Consider the following 19943-nt stretch of genomic DNA (forward strand, 5'->3'; position numbering starts at 1 on the left):
GAGCTGGTCATGACTTCAATCGCGCTTGAGACACGCAGGGCAGCGGCTCATCGTTGGTTCGGCGTGGGCGCGCGGCAGGCGCCCGCCTGCGTGCCTTGCCAGCTCAAGGCAGCTGCGGCGGCGAGCGAGCCGGCGATGAGCAGTGAGGCGATCGCGAATCCGTTGGCGACGTCTTGTGGGCTGGCGCCATCGGGCACCATCGAGAAGAACACGCCGCCCACCAGGGCGACCGACAGGGCGGCGCTGATCTGCAGCACGGCGCTGACCACGCCGGCCGCGAGCCCGGCCCACTGCGCTTCCACCTGGTCCACATTGAGCCGGACCAGCGCAGGGTGCGCGACACCTTGGCCAACGCCGATCAGGAGCAGGGGAGCCGGCAGCCATGCAGGCTGGGAGACTGCCCCCAGCACCGCCGCGATCGTCAGCCCTGCGGCTTCCAGGCTCATTGCGCACGCGGCCGTGCGCGCATGAAGTCGTCGCGCGACCCGCGGGCCGCTCAGCGCGCCCAGAAGTAGTCCCACGCCAACCGGCAGAATCGCAACGCCCGCCGCCAAGGGGCCGTGGTGCAGCCCCGCTTGCTGATAGACCGAGAAGATCAGGAAGAAGGCCGCGAGTGCATAGAAGAACAGCGTCGCCAGCAGCGTGCGTCGAAGTGCGCGGGACGAAAGCGCCGTCGGGGAGACCAGCGGTGAGGCCCCCGTCCGCTCGCAGGCCTTCTGATAGCGCCAGAAGGCCATCAACAGCAGCGGCGACAGCGCCAGCGCGCCCAGGCTCCACAGCGGCCATGCGCGCTCCCGTCCCTCGATGAGGGGAACCACCAGAGCGATCAGGCCCGACGCCAGCAGCGCCGCGCCCGCCAGATCCAGGCGTCCAGGGTTCGAGGCCTTGCGCTCGGGAAGCAGGATGAGCGCGGCGGGAATCGCGACCGCGATGACGGGCAGGTTGACCAGGAAGACGCTCCTCCAGCCAAGACCCCACGGGCTTGCCGCCACCAGCACGCCGCCCAGGAGCTGGCCCGCGGCCGATGCGAGTCCGAACGTGGCCCCGTACCAACTGAGCGCGCGATTTTTCTCGCTGGCCTGGAAGAGCGCATGAATGAACGCCAGCGACTGCGGCGCCATCACCGCGGCCGAGATGCCCTGCAGCAGCCTGCCTGCGACGAGGACCTCGGCCGAGGGCGCCAGCCCGCACACGCCAGACGCCACGCCAAAGCCGACCATGCCCGCCAGGAACGCGCGCTTTCGACCGAACAGATCGCCCAGCCGACCGCCCAGCACAAGCGTGACCGCATAGGCGGTGGCGTACACCGACACCACCAGCTGGGACACGCCTGGCGAGGCGCGCAAGTCGTCACGAATCGCCGGAAGCGCGACATTGACGATGAAGAAATCCAGTGGCGGCAGCAGCGTGCCGGTCAGCAGGACGACCAGGGCCATCCAGCGGCGCGAGTCGGGGCTCTCCCCCTCTGGGTTGACGACGGATGCGTTGTTCATCGGAGGAACCTTGCCCTGCGCGCCGCGGTGCGCGATCGCCTCAGCGCATGCCGCCGGAGGCGACGATGCATTCGCCGGTCACCCAGCCCGCGTCCTCGGACGCCAGGAACGCGACGATCGATGCGATATCGGCGACCTGGCCGATGCGCCCCAGCGGCGTCTGCGCCACATTCCACGCATGGAAGTCGGACCCCATGACGCCCGCGGCGTGGGTCCCATCCGTCTCGATCAGGCCGGGATTGACCGCGTTGACGCGAATCCCGCGCGGGCCGAGCTCGCGGGACAGGACACCGGTGATCGCGTCGATCGCGCCCTTGGTGCCGCTGTAGATCGCGCTTTCCACGGGAAGATTGCGGGTGACGAACGAGCTGATATTGATGATGCTGCCGCCCTGCCGAAGGAGCGGCACCGCGGCGCCAGTGACGAGCAGCGGCCCGAGCACATTGAGGTCGAACTGCTGGTGGTACAGCGCTTCGGTGCTCGCCTCGATCTTGGCGAACTGATAGACGCCCGAGTTGTTCACCAACACATCCAGCCCGCCGAAACGCTCGACGGTCGCCTGGACCAGCGCCTGGACCTCGGACTGGATGCGGGCATCGGCCTGCACTGCCATCGCATCCCCACCTGCGGCTTGGATGTCGGCGACGACCTGCTCGGCCGCGCGCTTGTCGGTGGCGTAGTTGACGACGACCTGCGCCCCGTCACTGGCGAGTCGGCGGGCGATCCCCGCACCAATGCCTTTTGAAGCGCCTGTGACCAAGGCGACTTTGCCGTTTAACTTGCTCAAGTTGTCTGACTCCAGATGGGATCGGCGGTACCGGCCGGTGAAGGCCGCAAGTCCCAGCAGGGCGGTCAAGGCACGGCACGCGCCACGCCCAGCGGACTGACCAGGCCAGCGCCAGGCGCCAGTGCAGGGGCGGGCATCGTGCGACTAACAGTGTTGTTTGTGCACTGCCATTCCTGCATATTTCGCGTTCAAATTTGAACGGCTGATGGCGATGGAATGGAGCGATGTCAGGATCTTTCTGGCGGTCGCACGCGCGGGCTCCCTGGGTGAGGCGGGCCGGCGCCTGGGCGTGAGCCATCCCACGGTCGGTCGGCGGATCAAGGCGCTCGAAGCGGAAGCCCAGCAGCCACTCCTGCGCCGGACCAAGGACGGCCTGGTGCTCACCGACGCGGGCGACCGCGTGCTTTCGCTGGCCCAGTCCATGGAGCACTCGGCGCTCTCCATGGAGCGTCGCCTGGCGGGCAATCACGAAAGGCTTGAGGGTCTGCTTCGCATCTCGTCGGCGGACTGGTTCGCCGCCTTCGTCCTGGCGCCGGTCTTCGTGGAAATGGGGCGGCTTCATCCGGCCGTCGTGCCGGAAGTGATCGCGAGCTATCGCCTCCTGGACCTTGCCCGCCGCGAGGCCGACGTTGCCTTTCGCCTCGTGCCTTTCAGCGAACCCGACCTGGTCCAGCGACGCCTGATGACCATGCACTACGGCCTGTACGCAACGCCGGACGTGGCCGCGGCGACAAAGCGCGATCCCGCGTCCGTGGGCCTGATCCTGATGAACACCGCGCAGAGCCATTTCCCGGACGTGGCTTGGCTGATCGAGCGGTTTCCCGAGTCGCCGCGTGTCTTCACCAGCACCAGCCGCAGTGTGCAGGCGCAGATGTGCCTGCGCGGGCGCGGGCTTGCGGTGCTGCCGCGCCCGCTCGGCGACGGCACCGCGGGGCTCAAGCGCATCGAGACACGGGGCACCCCGCCCACCCGGGACATCTGGGTCGGATATCACCAGGATCTCAGGCACATGGACCGGCTCAGGGCCATGCTCGATGTCACCGAGAAAGTCTTGAGCAGCCGGTCGACTGCTTAGCGTCCGTCCCGCACGGCAGGAGATCGGCGAGGGCAACGCCACTTGGTGTTTACAGCGAAAACACCTAGAGGGACGCCGCCGCATTGAATCCGGGCGAGCGTGTCCTGGTTCATTCGTTCGCATGGAAGCCCTCATGCGCGCTAGCGGATCGACTTTTTAGACTTCCCTGCAATGACAACCGCAGCGGCCCGAATGGGCGCGACGACGGTCAACCATGTTTCGCCCTATTCCCCCTTGTGGAGGCTTGATGACTCGCACCCTGAAGACGGATTTACTGGACATCGCCTATGTGTGTGGCGGGCCTGAGGAAGGGATGCCCGTGCTGTTGCTGCATGGGTGGCCGGATGATGCGCATGGTTGGGACAGGGTTGCGCCGGCGCTGGAAGCCGCTGGCTATCGCTGGGTCGCGCCGTGGTTGCGCGGTTTCGGCCCGACCCGTTTCCGGTCAACAGACGCGCTGCGCGATGGCACGGGTGTGGCGCTTGCGCACGATGCGATCGCGCTTGTCGATGCGTTGGGGTGGGAGCGCTTCGCGGTTGTTGGGCACGACTGGGGCGGACGCACCGCTTATGTGCTTGCGGCGCTCTGGCCCGAACGTGTGGCCTCCATCGCCTCGCTGGCGATCGGCTATGCGTCGCGTGGGCGGTTCGAGATCCCCGCGTCCTTCGAGCAGAGCCAGCGCTGGTGGTATCAGTGGTTCATGGCGACAGAAGGCGGCGCCGCGGCCGTCGCTGCCGACCCCATTGGCTTTGCGCGCCTGCAATGGGCCAGCTGGAGTCCGCCGGGCTGGTATGACGAGGAGGCCTTTGACCAGGCGGCGGAGAGTTTCCGCAACCCTGATTGGGTGGCCGTCACGCTGCACGGTTATCGCAGCCGCTGGCGACCCGAGCCACTGGATCCCCGCTACGCGGCTGCCCGGCAGCGGCTCGATGCGATCGAGACGCTGCCTGTGCCGACCCTCATGATCCAGGGCGGCGAGGATCGCTGCGACCCGCCGGCGGAGTCTGAAAACGACGCGCGCTTCTTTACCGGGACGTATCGTCGCGTCGTGCTGCCGGGCGTTGGCCACTTCCCGGCGCGCGAGGCCCCGGCCGCGGTGGCCGAGGCGCTACTCCAGCACCTGGGCGATCTGCCGCGCGGACCGGGGGCGGGCTCACTTCCAGGATGAGGAGACCGACCTGTCGCCTGCAGGGTGCCGCGTTGGCCACGCTTCCCGCGCCCGGGGCAGCTGCGCGCCCCTGACCTGCAATGACGTTGCCGCACTGGCGGGCACGGCAGATTCGGACGCTTCGACGTCGGTGTCCCTGGCAAATTGTCCAATTGGTATCTATTCAAGATCCCCTCGTTATTCGCCGAAAAACGGGAGAAGAACCTTTGATTGTTATAGATGTAGCCACTCAAACTAATTGACTATCTATTCATGGATCTATTCAATCGAGCCATGGATTCGCCCTCGACTTCCGATCTGCTCGCCTTGCTGCGCCGCCAGGACACCGCCACGGCGGCGCAGATCGGTGCGGCTCTGGGTGTCAGCCAACCAACGGTCTCGCGGCTTGTGTCCGCCGCCGGCGATGCGGTGGTCCGCATCGGCAAGGCGCGGGCCTCGCGGTACGCGTTGCGCCGGGAGGTCGGGCGGGCCGGCAGCCAGTGGCCGCTGTTCCGCATCACGGCCGATGGCCGTGCGCAGACGCTGGGACAGCTGCAGGCGCTGCACGGTGCGGGCATGGTGTTCGCCCCGGCGGTGCGGTGCCCTGCGTTGATGCATGGCCAATTCGCGGACGGGGTGTTTCCCGACCTGCCCTGGTTCCTGGATGACCAGCGCCCCCAGGGCTTTCTCGGGCGCGCGTTCGCGCGGCGGGTGGCGGCGGAGATCGGGGCGTCGCCCGATCTGGCCCGCTGGCAGGCCGACGATGTCGTGCTCGCGCTCCTGCGCCACGGTGAGGACGCGCCTGGTGACCTGGTCCTGGGCGAGCATGCTTTGCAGCAGGCGCTGCAAGACCTTGTCCAGCCGCGCGACACAATCAGGTCCACCGCGCGTGCGCTGGCCTACCCGCAGCGCGCCGAGGCGGCGCTACGAGGTGAGGACATCGGCTCGTCGGCCGCAGGCGAGCAACCCAAGTTCACCGCCACACTGGCGCTGGAAGACGGCGGCGCGCAGGCGGTCATCGTGAAGTTCAGCGAACGGGCCGGGACGCCGGCCGCAGCGCGCTGGGCGGACCTGCTGCGCTGTGAGGCGCTTGCGGGTGAGGTGCTGCGCGCACATGGCCTGGCCGCCGCGCAGAGCGAGCTCTTCCAGGCCGATGAGCGGGTCTTCCTGCAGTCCACGCGCTTTGACCGGACGCCCGGGCTCGGGCGGCGCGGCTTTGTTTCGCTGGCCGCGCTGGATGCGGCCTATTACGGGCATGGCCGCATCGATTGGTGGACGTTTGCCACCCATCTGCTGCGCGATCGCTGGCTCGATCGGGATGACGCGCGGCGCCTGGCGCTATACGGATGGTTTGGCGCCTTGATCGCCAATACCGATATGCATCAGGGCAATGCAGGGCTGTTGCTTGGCGATACGCGTCCCTTGGCGCTGGCACCAGCCTACGACATGCTGCCGATGGCCTTCCGGCCGTTGGCGACAGGCGAGGTGGTGGCGCGCGGCGATGTCGCCTTACCGTTGCCGACGCCGGCAGAGCGGGAGCACTGGCACGATGCGGCCAGCATGGCGCTGGTGTTCTGGCGAAGCGTCGTAGAGTGTGCCGCGATCTCGCCAGACTTTCGGGAAATCGCGCAGCGTGCGTGGGAGCAGCTTTCGCGGGCGGTGCAGCGCCTTTAGACCACAAGGGCGGGGCCGTGTGTCAGCGAACCCTCCTGCGGGACGCGCCCCTCTCGGCGACCGCCTTCACGACGGCTGCACCGCAAGCGGGCTGCGCTCGGCGAACTGCCCGCGCCAGTACGGGTAGTAGGGATACGGCGGTTCCACCGCGCTGGCGGCGTCGAGGCGGGCGACCTGCTCGGGCGACAGCGACCAGCCGACCGCACCGAGGTTGTCGCGCAGCTGGTCTTCGGTGCGTGCCCCGATCAGCACGGTGCTCACGGTCGGGCGCTGCAGCAGCCAGTTGATCGCCACCTGGGGCACGGTGCGGCCGGTCTCGGCGGCGATCGCGTCCAGCACATCGACGATGGCGAACAGGCGTTCGTCGTCGATGGCAGGGGCGAAGGCGGCGGTGTCGTGCAGCCGGCTCTGTGCCGGCAGCGGCTGGCCGCGGCGCAATCGGCCGGTCAGGCGGCCCCAGCCCAGCGGGCTCCACACCACCGCACCCAGGCCCTGGTCCAGGCCCAGCGGCATCAACTCCCACTCGTAGTCGCGTCCGGCCAGCGAGTAGTAGGTCTGATTGGCCACGAAGCGGCTCCAGCCATTCGCATCGGCCACCGCGAGCGACTTCATCAGCTGCCAGCCGGCGTAGTTGGACGCGCCCAGATAGCGGACCTTGCCGGCCCTGACCAGGCCATCCAGCGTGGACAGCGTTTCCTCCATCGGGGTCATCGCATCGAAGGCGTGCAGCTGCAGCAGGTCGATGTAGTCGGTGCGCAGGCGCCTGAGCGAGGCGTCGACCGCGCGCAGCAGGCGCAGGCGCGAAGCACCGGCATCGTTGGGTCCCTCGCCCAGGCGCAGCCCGGTCTTGGTCGAGATCAACACCTGTTCGCGGCGCCCGGCCAGCGCCGCGCCGAGGATCTCTTCGGAGGCGCCATCGGAATATACGTCGGCCGTATCGAACAGCGTCGCGCCAGCCTCCAGGCACAGATCGATCAGGCGCCTGGCCTGCTCGACGCCGGTGTCGCCCCAGGCCGAGAACAGCGGCCCCTTGCCGCCGAAGGTGCCGGCACCAAAGCCCAGCACGGGGACCTTCAGGCCGGAGCGGCCAAGCAGTCGAGTTTCCATCGGCATGATCGTGATCCTGTGTCGAGAAGGGGGAATGGGGCTGCCGGGCTCAGCCGGCCTGCTCGCCTTCGAGCCGTTGCGGGCAGGCGATGGCCTTGGCCGAGGCGCGTGTTTCCAGGCGCAAGGCCCAGGCCGCCACGACCAGCGCCGACAGCGGCACCAGCGCGCCGATCCACGGCAGCGTGGTCAGGCCGGCGCCGCGCGCGAGCGCCATGCCACCGAGCCAGGCGCCCAGCGCATTGCCCAGGTTGAACGCGCCGATGTTCAGGCTCGAGGCCAGGCTCTGCGCGCCGCGTGCCTTCTGCAGGACCCACAGCTGCAAGGGCGACACGGTGGCGAAGGCCGCCGCGCCCAGCAGGCCGGTCAGCAGCACCATCGCCCAGCGGCTGTGCAGCACCACGCCCATCAACGCCATCGCCACGGCCAGCGCCAGCAGTGTGCCCAGCAGCGCGGGACGCAGGCTGCGGTCGGCCAGGCGCCCACCCACCAGGTTGCCCACGATCATGCCCACGCCGAACACCAGCAGGATCGGCGAGACCGCCGCCTCGCCAAAGCCCGTCACCTGGGTCAGCAAGGGCTGGATGTAGGTGTAGACGGTGAACATCCCGCCGAACCCCAGCACGGTCATGAGCAGGCCCAGCAGGACCGGCGCGCGCAGCACGGCCGCGGCCTCCTCGCGCAGCGAACCCGGCGCCGGCGCATTGCGATCGTGTGGCACCAGGGTCGCGATCACCAGCGTGGCCACCACGCCGATCAACGCCACCGCCCAGAAGGTTGCCCGCCAGCCATGGTGCAGCCCCAGCCACGCCCCGGCCGGCACGCCCAGCAGCGTGGCCACGGTCAGGCCGGTGAACATGATCGAGATCGCCGAGGCCTTGCGCACCTCGGCCACCAGCGAGGTGGCCACCACCGCGCCCACGCCGAAGAACGTGCCGTGCGCCAGTGCGGTGACCACGCGCGCGGCCATCAGCAGGGCGTAATTCGGGGCGAGCGCGCAGGCCAGGTTGCCCACGGTGAAGACCACCATCAAGGCCACCAGCACCGCCTTGCGCGGCATGCGCGCGGTGGCGGCGGTCAGCACCGGCGCGCCGACGAACACGCCCAGCGCGTAGCCGGAGATCAGCAGCCCGGCGCTGGCGATGCTCACGTGCAGGTCGGCGGCGACCTGCGTCAGCAGGCCCATGATCACAAATTCGGTCGTGCCGATGCCGAAGGCCCCGGCGGTCAGGGCATAGACCGCCAGCGGCATGCGTGAAGAAGAGGGGGAGGCCGGCATGGGGGCGCCTTGGCTGGAAGGAGGACGCCACAGCCTGCGCCCAAGGCCGCGCAAGAAAAACCGCTGTTATGCTGAATCACTTTCAATATTTCATTGAGAATGGCCATGGATCGCGTCGGCGACATCGCCTTGTTCCTGCGGGTGCTGGACCTGGGCTCGATCAGTGCCGCCGCCCGCCAGTTGGACCTCTCGCCCGCCGTGGCCAGCCAGCGGCTCAAGCGCCTGGAGCGAGAACTGGACGTGCGCCTGCTGCACCGGACCACGCGGCGCCTGCATCCCACGCCCGAGGGCCAGGCCCTGGCCGAGCGCGGCCGCGTGCTGGTCCGCGACCTGGAGGCCCTGGGCGAGGACCTGCGCGAAAGCGCCCAGCAGGTCTCGGGCACCTTGCGCGTCACCCTGTCGGCGTCGTTCGGCATGCTCTACATCGCGCCACTGCTGCCGGAGTTCCAGCGCCTGCATCCCAGGCTGCGCGTCAGCGCGCACTTGAGCGACCACCTGGTGGACCTGGTGAAGGAAGGCTTCGACCTGGCCATCCGCATCGGCCCGCTGGCCGATTCGGGCCTCTACGCCCGCAGCCTGGCCTCCAACGCGCGGGTGCTGTGCGCCTCGCCGGATTACCTGCGCCGGATGGGCACGCCGAAGACGCCGGCCGACCTGGCGACCCACGACGGCGTGCTGCTGATGGGCCGCGACGGCCGCCAGGACGTCTGGACCCTGATCGGCCCGGACGGCCAGAGCGTGCGGGTGCGCATGGCCAGCCGCTTCGAGAGCAACTTCGGTGAGGTCCTGCGCGAGGCCGTGCTGGCCGGGCAGGGCATCGCCGTGCACTCGCTGTGGCACGTGGCCGCCGATCTGCGTGCCGGGCGCATGGTCGCCGTGCTGCCAGACTGGCGCCCACCGGCCACTCACATCAGCGCCGTGACCCCGGCGCGGCTGCAGCCGCCGCGGGTGCGGCGCTTCGTCGAATTCCTGACCGCCCAGCTGGGCGATCCGCCGCCGTGGGAACGACTGGAAGGACCGTAAGACCGCCCAACTCGGGTGTTGCAGTGCCGGACGTCTTCTCCAGCGGCATAGCGAAAGCAAGCAATCTATTACCCGGGTTCGGACGTTCCAGAGACGCTCCCACTAACGCCGGACACCCAATGCCGGCCAAGCTTCCTTGCGAGGGAACAGGAGCAGGCTATCGGGCTCCTCACGTTCACAGCGTCAGCGCCATCCATTTGCCAATTGCCGCAGGCGGTACGCGTAGGCGTTGGCGCCAACGTAATACAGGCTGCTTCGGTCAGGGTCTGAGTAAGACGATGCGCGATAGCCGCGGTCCACCGAAAGTCGCGGGCTAAAGCGCGTCGCGACAGCGGGACGGAGCCGACCTCGCCCGCCCGACGCATCAGGTCGCACCTGATCAAGGCATCGGCCCAGCGTGCTCGATGAGGCTCACTTCATGAAATCTTCTGCGACTGGCTCGATCGCTTGGCCGCCAGGACTGCTTCGCGGTTCTCATCGGCCCAGCCCAGGAGCGCGCGCAGGTGGGGCTCCAAGGACCGTCCCAGTGCCGAGATCTCATAGACCACGGCCACTGGTGCGGTGCTGACGAGGGTGCGCGTGATGAAGCCGCTGGCTTCCAGGCGTCGCAGGCATTGGGTCAGCGCTTTTTGCGTCGCCTTGGGAATGGCGCGCCTGAGTGCATTAAAGCGCAGTGGACCACTGCACAGACATGCCAGGACAGGCAGCGACCACTTGGTGGTGATTTCTTCGAGCACCAAGCGATTGACTTCAAGTGCGTCGTCACCGGGATGCGCCATAGGGATACTCCGCGCTACCTGGTAGCCCCAAGGTGCGCAATTGCTTGTAGGTAGTATCTGTATACCATGAGGCGCCTCATCTCCCACGAGGTCCACCATGACGGCACTTCCCTTCAATGCAACTTCCGCCACGCCACTCGATCCTTCGGGCCGTACCGTTCTGGTGTTCGGTGCCACGGGGCAACAGGGCGGGGCGGTGGCCAACGCGTTACTGAGATCGGGGTGGGGCGTGCGTGCGCTCGTCCGTGATCCGAACAGCGACCGCTCCAGGGCGCTGTCCGGTGCTGGGGTGGAACTCCGCTCGGGCGACCTGTCCGATGCGGCTTCGATCCGCCGGGCCATGGCGGGCGTCCATGGCGTCTTCAGCGTGCAGCCCAGCTCTGGCCAGGGCGCGGTCTATGGCGTCACCGATGAGCAGGAAGTCCGATATGGCTGCACGATCGCCGACCTGGCCGTGGAGCTTGGCGTGCAGCACCTGGTCTACAGCTCGGTCAATGCTGCCGGCGACACCCCGACGGGGATGGGGCACTTCGACTCCAAATCCGCAATCGAAGGCCACATCCGCGCGCTTGCGCTGACCAGCACCATCGTGCGGCCAGCAGGCTTCATGGAGTTGCTGATGCTGCCAGGCATGGGGCTCGAACAGGGCTCCTACACTTCGTTCCTCAGGCCGGATCAGACGGGCCAGGTCATCGCGGTACAGGACATCGGCAAGATCACCGCCCAGATCTTCTCCAAGCCGGAGCGTTACGCGGGGTGCACTTTCGAGATCGCAGGCGACGCCATCACCGGGCAAGGGTTACAGGACAGCCTCAGCCGCGCCGTGGGATATCCGATCGCCTATCAGCGGTTTCCTGAGGCCTTGCTCAAGGAAAATCGCTTCCTGGGACGGCTCGCCGAGCTCTTCGACGACGGACGGCTTGCGGGCAACGCCAACATCGCAGCGCTGGTTGAAGAATTCGGACCGCTTCTGAGCTTCGATGCGTGGCTTGAAGGACCTGGAAAACAGCTGCTGCAAATCGCCTTGAACACAAAGGATGCGCCACTCGCGCTGCGCTGACACCGAGATTGAGCTCGCCTATGCGGCTCTCCACGGAGGATCCCGTCGGGCGTCCGACGGGAAATGTGTGCGCAGGCGCACTTGGCGGCGCACCTCCTCCCAGCGGAGCGAAGGATGATGGTTACCGGGGCGATGGAGAGGGGGCTTCCGCTTTTCTGGGGAAAACTTCTGCAGGAAGGTGGAAGCGGGCCGGGCTCCGTCGCCCTTGTGTATCGACCCAAACGGGATGAAGAACACCCTGCGGGTCGTCGCACCATGCGTGGCGGAGCCAGTACATGCCTTCGGTCAGGTCGCGCGGTCCGGCCCGGCCAAAATTGGAATCCAGCAGGCTGCTTCTTTCTACGGCATTAACAGACTTGCGCTCTATCGCGCTTGTTCCGGGAATCCGTCAGTCCACCGGTGCGTGCGGCGATCGTCACGATGCGAGCGAGGTGATGGCCGGCATCGCGTCGTGTGGCAGCGGCCCTCGCATCAACTGGTCCGCATCGAGGGGCACGGAAAAGTAATAGCCCTGGATCTCGTCGCAGCCGCACGTGGCCAGTAGCTCGGCTTCCGCCAGCTGCTCGACGCCCTCGGCGACCACGCGCCAGTTCAGCTGGTGACACAGCGAGATGATGGTCCTCACCACGCCCCGGCGGATGGTCGATCGCTCGAATCCGGAGATCAGGCTCCGATCCAGCTTGATCGTGTCGATCGGCAGGCTGTGCAGGTAAGCGAAATTGCTGTAGCCGGCGCCAAAGTCATCGATCGAGATCCTGACCCCCATCTCCCGCAGCGCCTCCATCTGCGCCGCCGCCGCTGGGAGGTTCTCCAGCCATAGTCCCTCGGTCACCTCGACCTCCAGGCGATCCGCGGCGATTCCACTGCGGCCAAGCGCCGCCAGGACACGCTCGGGCACGCGCCCGTCCTGGAAGTCGCTCGCGGAGAAATTGACAGAGATCGTGGCGTCGGCCAGGCGCGCTCCCCAGGCCCGGCACTGTTCCATTGCTGCTTGAAGCACCCAATCGGTGACGGCGGGCATCGCCGCGGTCCGCTCAAGGACAGGGATGAATTCGCCCGGAGAGAGCTGCCCCAGTTCGGGATGATTCCAGCGCAACAGCGCTTCCACGCCCGTCATCTCGCCCGACGGCAGCGCAAGCCGCGGCTGGTAGAGCAGATAGAGCTCGTTGTTGCGCATGGCCGAGCAGATGCCGCCGGCGATCTTGTACTCACGTTGCAGGCGCTCGTCACGCGACGCGGTATAGCGGACCCAGGGGCGTCGTGTCTCGACCGCCTCGTGCATGGCCACGATGGCGCGCCGCAGCGCATCTGGCGCGCCTTCAGCATGAAAGGTGGCCAGGCCTCCATGACACATCGGTTGCAGGACAAGTCCGTCAACGTGGACCGGCAGTGTGGCGACGTCGCGTACCGCTTCCAGCAGCGCCGCCGTCGCCTGCGCGTCCTGGTCGATCAGGAGGAACGCATAGCGCGTGACACCGACATGGTAGAGCAGCGACTGATGGGGGAGCTGGGCGGCGATCCTGCTGCCGACCTGGCGGATGATCGATTCCACCGGACGCATGCCCAGCGTCTGCCCCAGGCGATGCGCGCTATGGATGTCGAAGATATCCGCCAGCGCCAGCTGGAACTCGCTCTCCGGGGCCGCGTCCACCTGGGCGCGCAGGTCGATGGAGAACTGCTGCCGATTGGGGTAGCCGCTGACCGCGTCGCGACGGCCCACCGAGCTCAACAGCGCAATCTGGTCGACCACCATCGCAGCGAAGGCTTCCAGCTGTTCATGCTGGACCCCGGTGAGCCTGCGGGGCTTGTAATCGATGAGGCACAGCGTCCCGATCGCGATGCCATGGCTGGTCACCAGGGGCGCGCCGGCATAGAACCGCAACCTGGGTTCCTCCACGACGAGCCGATTGCGGGAAAAGCGCGAATCCACCGTCAGGTCGCAGACCTCAAACACACCCCGTTGCTCGATCGCGTGCGCGCAGACCGACACGCTTCGCTCGGTTTGATTCACGCTGAACCCATGGCGGCCGAGGAAGTGCTGATCGTGTTCACCGACAATGGAAATCAGCACGGTAGGCACATCGAACAGCTGGCTGACCAGCTTGGTGATGCGGGTGAGCGAAGGGGCGTCTTCCAGACCCAGGACGTTCAGACTCCGGATCAGCGCCAGGCGTTCAGCTTCTTTGGTGGGCATGGCAGGCGTCCTTGGGCAACCGGTGCTTGGCAGCAATTTATGTGCCAGTCCTTCGGTGGTTTCCGCGTTCGTCTCCAAACGCGTTCTTCCGTTATCGGAATCGTCCTGCAAGGCTTGAGTGGCCGTGCGCCTGTCGACCGGCGCTGGTTCAGCGAAGGCGAGAACACCACAGGGGCGTGCGACGCCGACCAGGCCCGTCAGGCGCAACCCAGACGGCATGGTCAGTCAATGACGCGCGATGTCGGGATGGACCGCGTTGGATAGCCGACGCAGCGATTCAGTCGCCGATGCGCTTTTCCGGGTTCACACAACCCGCTCCGCGACATCGCTCAGCTGAACACGCTGAACACATCGAGTACCCAAGGATGCGCGGAGAGACACCGTGCGGGTTTTGCGTCGGCGCACGCAATCGCCGTCGGATTACCGGGCGCCATATCGCGGTCTGCAAGCCGCGCAGACTCGCCGTCAAAAAAATGCCGAGTCCAATCCGCAGGCGGCCGTGCTTGCCCCCCATTACGCGCTGAATCAGGCCGCGCCCGATGTGTCGGGCACTGACCCAGGCGCTCCCGCGGCGTCCCTCGGCACGCCGCGCCGCATCGCTGCGCGCGCTCAGCGATTCCGGCGAGAGATCCGCGCCTCCAGCACGACCCTGCCCTGTTCATTCCGGGCGCCAAGCGTGCCACCGTGCGCGCGTGTGAACTGGTCGGCGATGTAGAGCCCGAGCCCTAGGCCGCTGCTCGCACTGAACCGCCCTTTGAATGGCTCGAACAGGCGGGGAAGCAGGTCGCCTGGAATCGCGCCAGCATTGCTGACCAGCAGACGAAGCGTCGCATCGTCGGTCCCGTCCAGCCGCACGACCACAGGTTCGGTGCCCCCGTGTTCGATGGCATTGCCCAACAGGTTCGAAAGGATCTGCGTCACGCGATCCGCATCGATGTCCGCCTTGGTGTCGCCGGTGCACTCGAGCACGAGCTGGGCATCCGGCTTGGTCTGGTGAAACTCCGCCAAGGTCGCCTCGGCGACGGCGGCCACGTCCTGGCGGACGAAGGTCAGGCGCAGCCCACCACTGCGGATCCGTGAGAAATCGAGCAGCTGGGTGACCATGCGCGCCATGCGCCGCCCGCTGCTTTCCAGGTACCCGAGCGTGCGCCTGGCGGCGGCATCGTCCGGAAGCTCCATGGCGAGCTTTTCCGCGCACAGCGTGACCACCGACAGGGGCGTACGCAGGTCGTGCGTCAATACCGCACTCATCGTTTCGTTGAGTTCCAGCGCCCGTTCCAGCTCGGCATTGCGTCGCGCGAGCAGTCGGCGCTGGGCATAGAGTTCGACGAAGACCTTGACCTTTCCTGCGATCACCCGTGGCTCGATCGGCTTGTGCAGAAAGTCCACCGCGCCCGCTTCATAGCCCTTGAACGCCCGCAACGGATCGCTGGGGGAGGCGGTGAGAAAGATGATGGGCACATGCCGGGTGCGCTGGCTGCCGCGCATCAGCTCGGCCAGGGTGAATCCGTCCATCTCCGGCATGTGGACATCCAGAAGCGCCAGGGCCACCTCGTTGTCCAGCAACAGTTCCAGCGCCTGCGCGCCGGAGGAGGCACACAAAAGGTTGAGGTGCGGCTCGCGCAGCAAGGCCTCCATGGCGGTCAGGTTTTCCTGGATGTCATCGACGATCAGTAGGTTGATCGGTTCCGATTCCAAGGTGTCCTGGTGCGAAGAAACGAGATTCATCATGAAAGACCCGTCAGGCGCTCGCAGATCTGCGAGAGGGAAAGGGTGGCGTCTGCGCCGGCGTGCGCCAGCGCGGAGGCGGGCATGAGCGGGGATGCTGCGTCGGCCGGGCACTGGATCCAGATGGTGCCACCCGCCCCGCGCACTGCGGCGACTCCGGCGCTGCCATCGCTGCTTGCCCCGGTCAGAAGGATGCCCAACAGCCGCTCGCCAAAGACCCCGGCGGCCGATTCGAAGAGCGGGTCGATCGCAGGCCGCGAGAACAGGACGGGCTCGTCCAGCGAAAGCGCGACGTGGCCCCTGTCCTCGACGAGCAGGTGGTAGTCCGGGGGCGCGACCAGGACCTGGCCAGCGCTCAGCGGCTGCTTGTCCTGCGCCTCGGCGACCTCCAGCGCACAGTGCGCGCCAATGACCTCGGCGATGCGGCTGGGCCGGTCCCTCGGAAGATGCAGGACGATCAGCACGACCTGGCGCAGGGTTGCAGGGAGGCTGCCCAGCAACGCCTGAAGTGCGATCACGCCACCGGCGGACGCGCCGATCACGATGGCATCGATGTCTGCGGCACAGGGCTTCACGATGCGGTCTTCCGGTAAAGCCGCTGTTCGCGGACCAGGACATCGAAAAGAGCCGCGTGCTTGCCGAACTGCAGCGACTCCTTGCTGCCTAGGCCGAGAAAGCCGCGATGGACCAGCGCCTCGTGGAAGAGCCCGATCGCGCGGTCCTGGAGCTGGCGATTGAAATAGATCAGCACGTTTCGGCAGGACACCAGGTGGACCTCGGAGAACACGCTGTCGGTGGCCAGGCTATGATCGGCGAACACGATCTGCTTACGGAGGCTGCGGTCGAAAACGGCGCCGTTATATCCGGTCGTGTAGTGATCGGACAGCGAGCCGGTTCCGCCGGAAGCCAGATAATTCCGACTGAACATCGCGATGCGCTCGACCGGGAAAACGCCGCTTTCCGCCTGCGCAAGTGCCTCTGGATTGATGTCTGTCGCATAGAGCAGGGTGCGCTCCAGCAGACCCTCCTCCCGAAGCGCGATCGCCAGCGACCACACTTCCTCGCCCGTACTGCATCCTGCGACCCACAGCTTGAGCGAGGGATAGGTGCGCAGCACCGGAAACACATCGGTGCGCAGGGCACGAAAGTACTCCGGGTCGCGAAACATTTCCGAGACCTGCACCGTGAAGTACTGCATCGCCTGGGAGAAGGTCGTCGGATCGTGGAGCAGGACGCGTTGAAGATCGGCGACATGCTCGCAGTCGAAGCGCGTCATCGCATGACGCACGCGACGGCGCAGGGAGGAGAGCGCGTACTGGCGAAAGTCGTAGTGGTAGCGGCGGTAGATCGCCTCCAGCAGCAGTCTCAACTCCAGGTCGAAGAGCTCGGCCTCGTTCATTGCCGGGAACACCACACCCGGCAGAGTGAGATCAACTTCTCCACATCGATCGGCTTGGCGATGTAATCGTTGGCGCCCGCATCCAGGCATTGCTCGCGATCATCGGCCATGGCCTTGGCGGTCAACGCGACAATGGGCAGGCTGCGATGCCGATGGTCCTTCCTGATTTCCCGCATGGCGGTCAACCCATCCATCTCCGGCATCATGATGTCCATCAACACCAGATCGACGTCCTGGGTCGAGAGCTTCTCAATCGCCTCACGCCCGTTGCGTGCGATCTCGAGCTTGACGCCGAGCGGCTCCAGCACGCTGGAAAGGGCAAAGATATTGCGGACGTCGTCTTCGGCAAGGAGGATCGTACGGCCATCCAGGACCGTGTCGCGCTTGCGCGCCTCTCGAAGCAGTCGCTGTTGATCGCTCGGCAGGGATGCCTCGACGCTGTGCAGGAACAGGGTGACCTCGTCCAGCAGGCGCTCGGGCGAGCGCGCGCCCTTGATGATGATGCTCTTGGAATAGCGACGCAGGCGCTGTTCCTCATCGCGCGTCAGGGCGCGCCCGGTATAGACGATGACCGGCGGAAAAGCGCCGGAATCCCGTTCGGCCATCCGCTCCAGCAGGTCGTAGCCGCTGCCATCGGGCAGCGCCAGGTCGGTCACCATGCAGTCGAAGGTCACCGCCGACAGTTGCTCCATCGCTTCGGCGATGCTGCCGATGGCCGTGATCTCCAGTCCTTCATGGGCCAGTAGCCGGCGCAGGTTCTCACGCAGGCTACGGTCGTCCTCGACGATCAGCAGGCGGCGCACCGCACGGGCGCTGGTCTGTTCGAGCTGACGAATCGCGCCGACCAGGCGCTCGCGCGTGGCGGGCTTGAGCAGAAATCCCACCGCGCCCAGTTCCATGGCGACCTGGGTGCGCTCCTGCGCGGAGACCACGTGGACCGGGATGTGCCGCGTCACAGGATCGCGCTTGAGCTGTTCCAGCACGCTCAGGCCCGAAACGTCCGGCAGGCCGATATCCAGCAGGACGCCGCTGGGCCGAACCTCGGCAGCGAGCGCGATCGCCTCCTCCGCGGAGCCGGCGACCACGCAATCGAAATCCATGTCGTGCGCCAGGTCGACCAGGGCTTTGGCAAACGCCGGATCGTCCTCGACCGCGAGGATGGCCCGGCCCGGCCGGGACCTGCGCTCGCGGTCATCGAAGCGCGACCCCGCGGAGGAACTTGGAACAGAATCCTCCTTGGCCACCGACGCGCGCGAGGCAGCCGGGCGCTGGGCGACCGGGGCGGGGACGGGGCTCTCGATCGGTGTCGGCGTCTCCTGGCCCGACGGCGCTGGCGCACCGGCGACCGGCAGCTCCAGCGTGAAAACGCTGCCCCTGCCGGGCTCGCTCTCGACCTCGATGGTGCCCCCCATGCGTTGGGCCAGATCCCTGGAGATCGACAGGCCCAGGCCGGTGCCGCCGAAGCGACGCTGGGTGCTGCCGTCGGCCTGGCGGAACGCCTCGAAGATCACACCGGTCTGCGCCTTGGCGATCCCGATCCCCGTGTCGCTCACACTGAACCGGACCCGATGCGGCCCGTGCGCCAGCACCGTGAGCGTGACTTGGCCGTGCTCGGTGAACTTGATGGCGTTGGCAAGCAGGTTCTTGAGGATCTGCTGCAGGCGCTGGGCGTCCACGGTCAGGTGGGCGGGTGCGTCACTGTCTGCCTTGATGTCCAGTTGCAACGCCTTCTGCCTGGCCAGCGGCTCGAAGGTCTCGCTCAGTCGCGAGAGCATGGGCGTCAGCGCGACCCGATCCTCGACAAGCTCGACCTGGCCTGCTTCGATGCGGGAGAGGTCCAGGATGTCGTTGATCAGCGCCAGCAGGTCGTTGTTGGATGAGTGGATGGCGTGGGCGTACTTGACCTGTTCCCCGGACAGGTTGCCATCGCGATTGTCCGCCAGCAGCTTGGCCAGGATCAGCGAGCTGTTGAGCGGGGTGCGCAGCTCGTGCGACATGTTGGCCAGAAACTCGGACTTGTAGCGCGAGGCGGCCTCCAACTCCTTGCCGCTGCGGACCAGCTCTTCCTGCGCAACCAGCAGGGTGCGTCTTTGCGATTCGAGCTCGTGGGTGCGCTCTTCAAGATGCACGTTGATCTGCTCGAGCTCGGTCTGTTGCTGCTCCAGATTGGCTTGTGACTGCTGCAGGCTGCGACTTTGCTCCTCCAGCTCCTCGTTGGCCACGCGCAGTTCCTCCTGCTGGGCCTGGAGTTCTTCGCTCTGGCGCTGGGTTTCTTCCAGCAGCTCCATCAGCTCGGCACGGAGCTGCGCCGTGCGCAGCGCCACCCCGACGATTTCCATGCAGCGTCCCACCAGGACCAGGTTGCGCGCCGCCGAGGGGCTGGGCTGACCGAACCCGAGTTCCATGGCGCCCACCACGCGGTCATCCGCCAGCAGCGGCGCCAGGAGCAGCTCGCGGGGCGTGGCCGCGACCAGGGCCGTTTCGATGCGCAGCCCGGACTCGGTGTCGGTGGTCAGCCGCTTGGGCGCGTGAGTGCGCAAGGCTTCGCCAAGTTGCCCGCGCGAGGCCGGGATGTCCTGGCTGATCTCGGCAGGCAGCGCGATGCCACCTGAGAGGATCAGCCGCTCGCCGGCCAACCGGTAGATCGCGCCGACTTGCGCACCGGTCGCTTCGCAAAGCCGCGCCAGGGCGCCTTGCGCAAGCTGCTCTGGGGTCAGCTCGCCCTGCATGGCCAGCGCGACCGCATTCTTCCGCTCCTGCAGCCACAGTGCATCGTGTGCTGCAAGCCGGTACCGAATGCCTTGCATGATGATGAAGGCCATGCCGAGACAACAGAGCCCGGCGAAAGCCCGGTTCACCGACGAAAAAGAGGCGCTGTTGCTTTCGGGGGCGAAATAAAAGCCAAGCGCCAGCATCACGCAGGCGATGATCGCGACCAGGATCGGCAGCTTCGGCCGGGACTGAAAGCTGGTCAGCCCGACGGCGATGAAGTGCAGCAGCCAAATGGCGTAACCCAGCGGGGTGACGAGTTCCAGACTGATCGTGACGAGCAGCAGCGCAACGACAGCAGCCCAGATCCAGGCGTCCCGCTTTGAACTTGAAGGTTGCATGAGGTCGGCGCAGTGGGCTACATGAAAAGGGGACGGAATGTTATCGGACCACGGTGGCGTTGGAACAGCAGCGGCCAAGCGCCCTGCACGT

At 66.8% G+C, this 19943-nt stretch carries 15 protein-coding genes; 5 read left to right on the plus strand and 10 right to left on the minus strand.

Annotation, left to right across the window (positions count from 1 at the left end; all coding sequences use genetic code 11):
- Nucleotides 1-47: 47 nt before the first annotated feature.
- Nucleotides 48-1493: an MFS transporter gene (locus PJ250_RS09965; protein ID WP_271648417.1), complete on the minus strand. Its 1446-nt coding sequence runs from the start codon at nt 1491-1493 to the stop codon at nt 48-50.
- 40 nt (nt 1494-1533) lie between these two features.
- Complete coding sequence (locus tag PJ250_RS09970) at nt 1534-2349, minus strand: glucose 1-dehydrogenase (protein WP_271648418.1); 816 nt, start codon at nt 2347-2349, stop codon at nt 1534-1536.
- Nucleotides 2350-2485: 136 nt separating this feature from the next.
- Here PJ250_RS09970 and PJ250_RS09975 point away from each other — a divergent pair, with 136 nt between their 5' ends.
- The 3 genes from PJ250_RS09975 to yjjJ all read left to right on the plus strand — a co-directional run bounded on the left by PJ250_RS09975 (nt 2486) and on the right by yjjJ (nt 6176).
- Nucleotides 2486-3355: a LysR family transcriptional regulator gene (locus PJ250_RS09975; protein ID WP_271648419.1), complete on the plus strand. Its 870-nt coding sequence runs from the start codon at nt 2486-2488 to the stop codon at nt 3353-3355.
- Nucleotides 3356-3602: 247 nt separating this feature from the next.
- A complete protein-coding gene (locus PJ250_RS09980; RefSeq protein ID WP_271648420.1) occupies nt 3603-4523 on the plus strand; it encodes an alpha/beta fold hydrolase in 921 nt (306 codons plus the stop codon).
- Between the two features lie 273 nt (nt 4524-4796).
- Complete coding sequence (gene yjjJ, locus PJ250_RS09985; RefSeq protein ID WP_271648421.1) at nt 4797-6176, plus strand: type II toxin-antitoxin system HipA family toxin YjjJ; 1380 nt, start codon at nt 4797-4799, stop codon at nt 6174-6176.
- A 66-nt stretch (nt 6177-6242) separates the two neighbouring features.
- Here yjjJ and PJ250_RS09990 read toward each other — a convergent pair whose 3' ends face one another.
- Nucleotides 6243-7283: an aldo/keto reductase gene (locus PJ250_RS09990; protein WP_271648592.1), complete on the minus strand. Its 1041-nt coding sequence runs from the start codon at nt 7281-7283 to the stop codon at nt 6243-6245.
- A 49-nt stretch (nt 7284-7332) separates the two neighbouring features.
- Entirely contained in the window at nt 7333-8559 is a 1227-nt protein-coding gene (locus PJ250_RS09995) for an MFS transporter (protein WP_271648422.1), read from the minus strand.
- Nucleotides 8560-8664: 105 nt separating this feature from the next.
- Between PJ250_RS09995 and PJ250_RS10000 the strand changes: the two genes are divergently transcribed.
- The gene (locus PJ250_RS10000; protein WP_271648423.1) at nt 8665-9582 is read left to right on the plus strand and encodes a LysR family transcriptional regulator; all 918 of its coding nucleotides are present in this window, start codon (nt 8665-8667) and stop codon (nt 9580-9582) included.
- Nucleotides 9583-9998: 416 nt separating this feature from the next.
- Here the strand turns inward: PJ250_RS10000 and PJ250_RS10005 are convergent, their stop codons facing one another.
- On the minus strand, nt 9999-10361 hold the full coding sequence (locus PJ250_RS10005; protein WP_271648424.1) for a winged helix-turn-helix transcriptional regulator: 363 nt from the start codon (nt 10359-10361) through the stop codon (nt 9999-10001).
- 97 nt (nt 10362-10458) lie between these two features.
- Between PJ250_RS10005 and PJ250_RS10010 the strand changes: the two genes are divergently transcribed.
- Nucleotides 10459-11421: an NmrA/HSCARG family protein gene (locus PJ250_RS10010; protein WP_271648425.1), complete on the plus strand. Its 963-nt coding sequence runs from the start codon at nt 10459-10461 to the stop codon at nt 11419-11421.
- Nucleotides 11422-11836: 415 nt separating this feature from the next.
- Here the strand turns inward: PJ250_RS10010 and PJ250_RS10015 are convergent, their stop codons facing one another.
- From PJ250_RS10015 to PJ250_RS10035, 5 genes are all read right to left on the minus strand, one after another.
- Entirely contained in the window at nt 11837-13615 is a 1779-nt protein-coding gene (locus PJ250_RS10015) for a sensor domain-containing phosphodiesterase (protein WP_271648426.1), read from the minus strand.
- A 609-nt stretch (nt 13616-14224) separates the two neighbouring features.
- On the minus strand, nt 14225-15343 hold the full coding sequence (locus tag PJ250_RS10020; RefSeq protein ID WP_271648593.1) for a hybrid sensor histidine kinase/response regulator: 1119 nt from the start codon (nt 15341-15343) through the stop codon (nt 14225-14227).
- The gene (locus PJ250_RS10025) at nt 15343-15918 is read right to left on the minus strand and encodes a chemotaxis protein CheB (RefSeq protein WP_271648427.1); all 576 of its coding nucleotides are present in this window, start codon (nt 15916-15918) and stop codon (nt 15343-15345) included. The genes PJ250_RS10020 and PJ250_RS10025 overlap by 1 nt, the downstream gene beginning before the upstream one ends.
- A complete protein-coding gene (locus PJ250_RS10030; protein WP_271648594.1) occupies nt 15915-16766 on the minus strand; it encodes a CheR family methyltransferase in 852 nt (283 codons plus the stop codon). The genes PJ250_RS10025 and PJ250_RS10030 overlap by 4 nt, the downstream gene beginning before the upstream one ends.
- A complete protein-coding gene (locus PJ250_RS10035) occupies nt 16739-19852 on the minus strand; it encodes a response regulator (protein ID WP_271648428.1) in 3114 nt (1037 codons plus the stop codon). Before PJ250_RS10035 ends, PJ250_RS10030 begins: the two co-directional genes overlap by 28 nt.
- Nucleotides 19853-19943 lie beyond the last annotated feature (91 nt).

Origin of the sequence: Pseudoxanthomonas sp. JBR18 (assembly GCF_028198165.1) — a bacterium.
Classification (GTDB): domain Bacteria; phylum Pseudomonadota; class Gammaproteobacteria; order Xanthomonadales; family Xanthomonadaceae; genus Pseudoxanthomonas_A.

Excerpts from the sequence above, each read along its gene's own strand:
- PJ250_RS09965 (WP_271648417.1), bottom strand. The coding sequence starts at position 1,493 with ATGAACAACGCATCCGTCGTCAACCCAGAGGGGGAGAGCCCCGACTCG.
- PJ250_RS09975 (WP_271648419.1), top strand. The coding sequence starts at position 2,486 with ATGGCGATGGAATGGAGCGATGTCAGGATCTTTCTGGCGGTCGCACGC.
- PJ250_RS09980 (WP_271648420.1), top strand. The coding sequence starts at position 3,603 with ATGACTCGCACCCTGAAGACGGATTTACTGGACATCGCCTATGTGTGT.
- yjjJ (WP_271648421.1), top strand. The coding sequence starts at position 4,797 with ATGGATTCGCCCTCGACTTCCGATCTGCTCGCCTTGCTGCGCCGCCAG.
- PJ250_RS09990 (WP_271648592.1), bottom strand. The coding sequence starts at position 7,283 with ATGGAAACTCGACTGCTTGGCCGCTCCGGCCTGAAGGTCCCCGTGCTG.
- PJ250_RS09995 (WP_271648422.1), bottom strand. The coding sequence starts at position 8,559 with ATGCCGGCCTCCCCCTCTTCTTCACGCATGCCGCTGGCGGTCTATGCC.
- PJ250_RS10000 (WP_271648423.1), top strand. The coding sequence starts at position 8,665 with ATGGATCGCGTCGGCGACATCGCCTTGTTCCTGCGGGTGCTGGACCTG.
- PJ250_RS10005 (WP_271648424.1), bottom strand. The coding sequence starts at position 10,361 with ATGGCGCATCCCGGTGACGACGCACTTGAAGTCAATCGCTTGGTGCTC.
- PJ250_RS10010 (WP_271648425.1), top strand. The coding sequence starts at position 10,459 with ATGACGGCACTTCCCTTCAATGCAACTTCCGCCACGCCACTCGATCCT.
- PJ250_RS10015 (WP_271648426.1), bottom strand. The coding sequence starts at position 13,615 with ATGCCCACCAAAGAAGCTGAACGCCTGGCGCTGATCCGGAGTCTGAAC.
- PJ250_RS10020 (WP_271648593.1), bottom strand. The coding sequence starts at position 15,343 with ATGAATCTCGTTTCTTCGCACCAGGACACCTTGGAATCGGAACCGATC.
- PJ250_RS10035 (WP_271648428.1), bottom strand. The coding sequence starts at position 19,852 with ATGCAACCTTCAAGTTCAAAGCGGGACGCCTGGATCTGGGCTGCTGTC.